Source organism: Mycobacterium sp. TH-M82 (genome assembly GCF_057473605.1).
In genome coordinates this window covers 1-4,690 of record NZ_JBYCKY010000243.1, presented here as the reverse complement: position 1 = coordinate 4,690, position 4,690 = coordinate 1, and the positions used below count along the sequence as shown (strand labels likewise).

The window sequence follows — 4,690 nt, the reverse complement described above, 5'->3', positions numbered from 1 at the left end:
CCAGCGCGGAACGCAGGAACAACGCGTTGGTCGCGAACCCGACCAGCCCGACCGTTCCCGACGGCTGCATCCAGACCTCGCCGAACGCCGACGCCAGGTAGTACGACAGGGTCCCCGGGTAGGTCTCGGCCCAGGCCAGCGACGGCTTGGCCGCGGTGAAAGCCGCGATCGCCTCCCGCAACTCCTGAACCGGCCCGGCCGGCGCCGGCGGAAGCTGTACCCGCGCAATGAGGCCGGCAACGCGCGGATCGTCGGCCGCGCGATGAATCGCGGCTACCACGCTGTGCAGCAACGGTAATCGCCCGCCGGGGCTGATCAACGCCAGCGGGTCGAAGCCGCCGGTCTCGTGCGGGACAGACTGCAGGTCCAGTTCGAGCACACAGCCGCTGGGCACGCCGTGGTGGCGGGCGGTGTCGATACGCCGTGCCAGGGTCCGCACGTCGTCCATGCCGGGCAAGCCGGGCAGGTGGGGCAGAAAAGCGAACATGGCTTTCCAGCCTACCGAGCAGCCGCGAGGGTGCGTCCCCGGCCGACACACCGATGAGAAATCCGATTTCACGCACGCTCGCCGGGGAGGTGATCCCCCTGGCGGCAACTACAGCTCGGTGGCCGAACCTCCGGCGGCGGTGATCTTCTCCCGGGCGCTGCCGCTGAATTTGTGCGCGGTGACGTCGACCTTGACGGCGAGCTTGCCGTCGCCGAGCACTTTCACCAGCGAGTTCTTCCGCACCGCCCCCCTGGCAACCAGATCGGCGACGCCGATCGCGCCGCCGCCCGGGAACAGCCGGCCCAGATCGCCGACGTTGACGATCTCGTACTCGGTGCGGAACCGGTTGCGGAAACCTTTGAGCTTGGGCAGACGCATGTGGATCGGCATCTGACCACCCTCGAATCGCGCCGGCACGTTCTTGCGCGCCCCGGTGCCCTTGGTGCCGCGTCCGGCGGTCTTGCCCTTGGAGCCCTCACCGCGACCCACGCGGGTGCGTTTGGTCTTCGAGCCGGGGGCAGGGCGCAGGTCGTGCAGCTTGATGGGCATCAGGCTTCCTCCACCTTGACGAGGTGGTGGACCACCGCGATCAGGCCCCGGGTCTGGGCGTTGTCCTCACGCACCACCGATTGACGAATCTTGCGCAGCCCCAGGGTTCGCAGGCTCTCCCGCTGCTTCCAGCGGGCGCCGATGGTGCTGCGCACCTGGGTGATCTTCAGCTCTGCTTTGGCCATCTGCGCCGCTCCTTCTCATCGCTTCGTCCCCCGCAAGGTCCCCCGCAAGGTCCCCCGCAAGCGGGAGGTGCCCCCGCGGCAACGTCGCCGGCGCGCGTCATGTCGTTCCTTCACGCGCTGCGGTCAGCACGTCGCTTTCCCGGCTCTCCCGCCGCGCCTTGAGCATCACCGCCGGCGCGACGTCTTCGATCGGCAAGCCGCGTCGCGCAGCTACCTCCTCGGGGCGCTGCAGCATCTTCAGCGCAGCGACGGTGGCGCGCACCACGTTGATCGCATTGTCGCTGCCCAGCGACTTGGATAAGATGTCGTGCACCCCAGCGCATTCCAGCACGGCCCGAACGGCACCGCCGGCGATCACCCCGGTACCGGGGCTGGCCGGGCGCAGCAACACCACCCCCGCCGCCGCCTCGCCCTGCACCGGGTGGGTGATGGTGCCGCCGATCAACGGCACCCGGAAGAAGTCCTTGCGGGCTTCCTCGACGCCCTTGGCGATCGCGGAGGGGACTTCCTTGGCCTTGCCGTAGCCGACGCCGACCATGCCGTTGCCGTCGCCGACGACCACCAGCGCGGTGAAGCTGAACCGGCGGCCACCCTTGACCACCTTGGAAACCCGATTGATCGCGACGACACGCTCCAGGTGGTTTTTGTCGCCCTCGCGGCCTCGACCGCCGTGGCCACCGTCGCGGCGACCCCGGCCATCACGTCCCTCGCCGCGGCGTTCGCCGCGTTCACTGTGTTGACCGCGTTCGCTGCGTTCGGTGTGGGCTGCATTGCCGGTGTCCGGAGCGGCGGCCCCTGCGGTCGGCTGCTCGGCCATCTCGGCCATCACGGGTTCCTTCCAGTTTCGGTTGAGATGCGGTTCATTTGGCGCCGCTCCTCCTCATCGCTTCGCTCTGCATCGTCGCCGACGCTCATTTAAAACGTCAATCCGCCTTCGCGCGCGGCATCGGCCAACGCGGCGATCCGCCCGCCGTAGGTGTAGCCACCCCGGTCGAACACCACGGTGTCGATGCCGGCAGCCTTGGCCCGCTCAGCGATCAGCTGGCCAACCCGGACGCTGTGGGCCTTCTTGTCGCCCTGCACGCCACGCACATCGGCCTCGATCGACGAGGCGGCGGCGAGGGTGGTGCCGTTGAGATCGTCGACCAGTTGCACGTGAATGTGCCGGGAGGAGCGGTGCACCACCAGCCGGGGCCGCTCAGCGGTCCCCGAGATCTTCTTGCGAAGTCGCGCATGCCTACGCCGACGGGCGATGCGCCTGGCTTCAGAGACGCTCTGCCCCACCGTCTTCCGTACCTCGGTGCCTGATTGTGCTTGCGCCATGACTACTTACCTGTCTTTCCGACCTTGCGGCGGACCTGCTCACCCTCGTAGCGCACGCCCTTGCCCTTGTACGGGTCGGAACGGCGGAGGCGGCGGATGTTCGCCGACACCTGGCCGACCTTCTGCTTGTCGATACCCGAGACGGAGAACTTGGTGGGGGTCTCCACCGCGAAGGAGATGCCTTCCGGCGCCTGTACCACCACCGGATGGCTGTAACCCAGCGTGAACTCCAGGTTGGAGCCCTTGAGCTGCACCCGGTAACCGACACCGAAGATCTCCATCTTGGTGACGTAGCCCTCCGAAACCCCGGTGATCAAATTGGCCACCAGCGTCCGGTTCAGACCGTGCAGTGATCGGCTGCGGCGTTCGTCGTCCGGGCGCGTCACCAGCAGAGCACCGTCGTCGTTACGCGCGATGCGGATCGGTTCGGTGACCTTGAGCCCCAGGGTGCCCTTCGGTCCCTTGACCGACACGTCCTGTCCGTCGATGGTCACGTCGACCCCGGACGGAACCGGAATAGGCCGCTTACCAATGCGCGACATAGCTAAATTCCCCTCACCACACGTACGCGAGGACTTCTCCGCCGACGCCCTGCCGGGACGCCTGACGGTCGGTGAGCAGACCCGACGAGGTGGAAATGATCGCCACGCCCAGGCCGCCGAGCACCCGCGGCAGATTGGTCGATTTCGCATACACCCGCAGGCCGGGCTTGGACACCCGGCGCAGGCCGGCCAGGCTGCGCTCCCGGTTCGGGCCGTACTTGAGCTGCACCACCAGCGCCTTGCCCACCCGGGCATCCTCGACGTGGTAGTCGGTGATATAGCCCTCCCGCATGAGGATCTCAGCGATGTTGGCCTTGATCTTCGAATGCGGCAGAGTCACCTCGTCGTGGTATGCCGAGTTGGCGTTGCGCAGCCGGGTCAGAAAGTCTGCGATCGGATCCGTCATGGTCATCGGCGCGAAATCACCTTCCTCGCAGCGGTTTCCCCGCCGGGCTTACCGCGCTTCACCAGCTGCTCTTCTGCACACCGGGCAGCTCGCCGGCATGCGCCATCGCGCGCAGGCAGATCCGGCACAGCCCGAACTTGCGGAACACCGCGCGTGGCCGGCCGCACCTGCTGCAACGGGTGTAGCCGCGCACCGCGAACTTGGGCTTGCGCGCCGCCTTGTTGACCAACGCCTTCTTCGCCATGTAGTTCAGTTCTCCTTGAACGGAAAGCCGAGGGCCCGCAACAGCGCTCGTCCTTCGTCGTCGGTCGCCGCCGAGGTGACGACGGTGATGTTCATCCCGCGGGTGCGGTCGACGGAGTCCATGTCTATCTCGTGGAACACCAACTGTTCGGCCAGCCCGAGACTGTAGTTGCCGACGCCGTCGAACTGATTGGGCGACAGGCCGCGAAAGTCCCGGATTCGCGGCAGCGCGATCGAGGTGAGCCGGTCCAAAAACTCCCACATCCGGTCGCCGCGCAGCGTCGCCCGGGCTCCGATCGGCATGCCTTCGCGCAGCTTGAACTGCGCGACCGACCTACGGGCCCGACGGATCTCCGGACGCTGCCCGGTGATCAGCGCCAGGTCGTTGACGGCGCTGTTGATCAACTTGGCATCCCGGGCCGCCTCGCCGACACCCATGTTGACGACGACCTTCACCACGGTCGGGACCTGCATGACGTTGGCGTATTTGAACTGGCTCCGCAGAGCGTCCCGGATCTCTTCGCGGTAGCGCACCTTCAGCCGGGGCTGAACTTTTGGCGGGGTTTCAGTCGTCGTCATACTCGTCATAACACGATGTCCTTGCCGTTGCGCTTGGCGATGCGGACCTTCTTGCCGGTCTCGGAATCCACCCGGTAACCCACCCGGGTCGGCTTACCGTCGGAGTCGACCACCATCACGTTGGAGACATGAATCGGGGCCTCCTGGGTGACGATCCCACCGGACTGCGCGCCGGACTGGCTGGTGGTGATCGCGGTGTGCTTCTTGATCCGGTTCACGCCCTGCACCAGCACCCGGTCGCGGGTCGGGTAGGCCTTCAGCACTTTGCCTTTGGCGCCTTTGTCCTTGCCGGCGATGACCAGCACGGTGTCGCCCTTGTGCACCTTCATCTACAGCACCTCCGGGGCCAGCGAGACGATCTTCATGAACCGCTTCT

10 protein-coding genes are annotated in these 4,690 nt (G+C 66.8%); all 10 read right to left on the bottom strand.

Translation table 11 applies throughout. The features are described 5' to 3' along the window. Window positions 1–487: S49 family peptidase (locus tag AC2VON_RS07635; RefSeq protein ID WP_486952404.1), on the bottom strand; the 487-nt coding region annotated here is incomplete at its 3' end. A gap of 108 nt (window positions 488–595) precedes the next feature. Further along, the gene (gene rplO, locus AC2VON_RS07630) at window positions 596–1,036 is read right to left on the bottom strand and encodes a 50S ribosomal protein L15 (RefSeq protein WP_486952403.1); all 441 of its coding nucleotides are present in this window, start codon (window positions 1,034–1,036) and stop codon (window positions 596–598) included. Then, the gene (rpmD, locus tag AC2VON_RS07625; RefSeq protein WP_486952402.1) at window positions 1,036–1,221 is read right to left on the bottom strand and encodes a 50S ribosomal protein L30; all 186 of its coding nucleotides are present in this window, start codon (window positions 1,219–1,221) and stop codon (window positions 1,036–1,038) included. Before rpmD ends, rplO begins: the two co-directional genes overlap by 1 nt. Before the next feature lie 97 nt (window positions 1,222–1,318). Next, a complete protein-coding gene (rpsE, locus tag AC2VON_RS07620; RefSeq protein ID WP_486952406.1) occupies window positions 1,319–2,038 on the bottom strand; it encodes a 30S ribosomal protein S5 in 720 nt (239 codons plus the stop codon). A 98-nt stretch (window positions 2,039–2,136) separates the two neighbouring features. Further along, on the bottom strand, window positions 2,137–2,505 hold the full coding sequence (gene rplR, locus AC2VON_RS07615; protein ID WP_486952405.1) for a 50S ribosomal protein L18: 369 nt from the start codon (window positions 2,503–2,505) through the stop codon (window positions 2,137–2,139). Window positions 2,506–2,546: 41 nt separating this feature from the next. Next, window positions 2,547–3,086, bottom strand: coding sequence for a 50S ribosomal protein L6 (gene rplF, locus AC2VON_RS07610; protein WP_486952401.1), 540 nt, complete (start codon window positions 3,084–3,086; stop codon window positions 2,547–2,549). 13 nt (window positions 3,087–3,099) lie between these two features. Beyond that, complete coding sequence (rpsH, locus tag AC2VON_RS07605; protein ID WP_486952400.1) at window positions 3,100–3,498, bottom strand: 30S ribosomal protein S8; 399 nt, start codon at window positions 3,496–3,498, stop codon at window positions 3,100–3,102. Window positions 3,499–3,550: 52 nt separating this feature from the next. Continuing rightward, a complete protein-coding gene (locus AC2VON_RS07600) occupies window positions 3,551–3,736 on the bottom strand; it encodes a type Z 30S ribosomal protein S14 (RefSeq protein ID WP_486952399.1) in 186 nt (61 codons plus the stop codon). 5 nt (window positions 3,737–3,741) lie between these two features. After that, the gene (rplE, locus tag AC2VON_RS07595; protein WP_486952398.1) at window positions 3,742–4,314 is read right to left on the bottom strand and encodes a 50S ribosomal protein L5; all 573 of its coding nucleotides are present in this window, start codon (window positions 4,312–4,314) and stop codon (window positions 3,742–3,744) included. Between the two features lie 5 nt (window positions 4,315–4,319). Then, the gene (gene rplX / locus AC2VON_RS07590; protein WP_486952397.1) at window positions 4,320–4,643 is read right to left on the bottom strand and encodes a 50S ribosomal protein L24; all 324 of its coding nucleotides are present in this window, start codon (window positions 4,641–4,643) and stop codon (window positions 4,320–4,322) included. Window positions 4,644–4,690 lie beyond the last annotated feature (47 nt).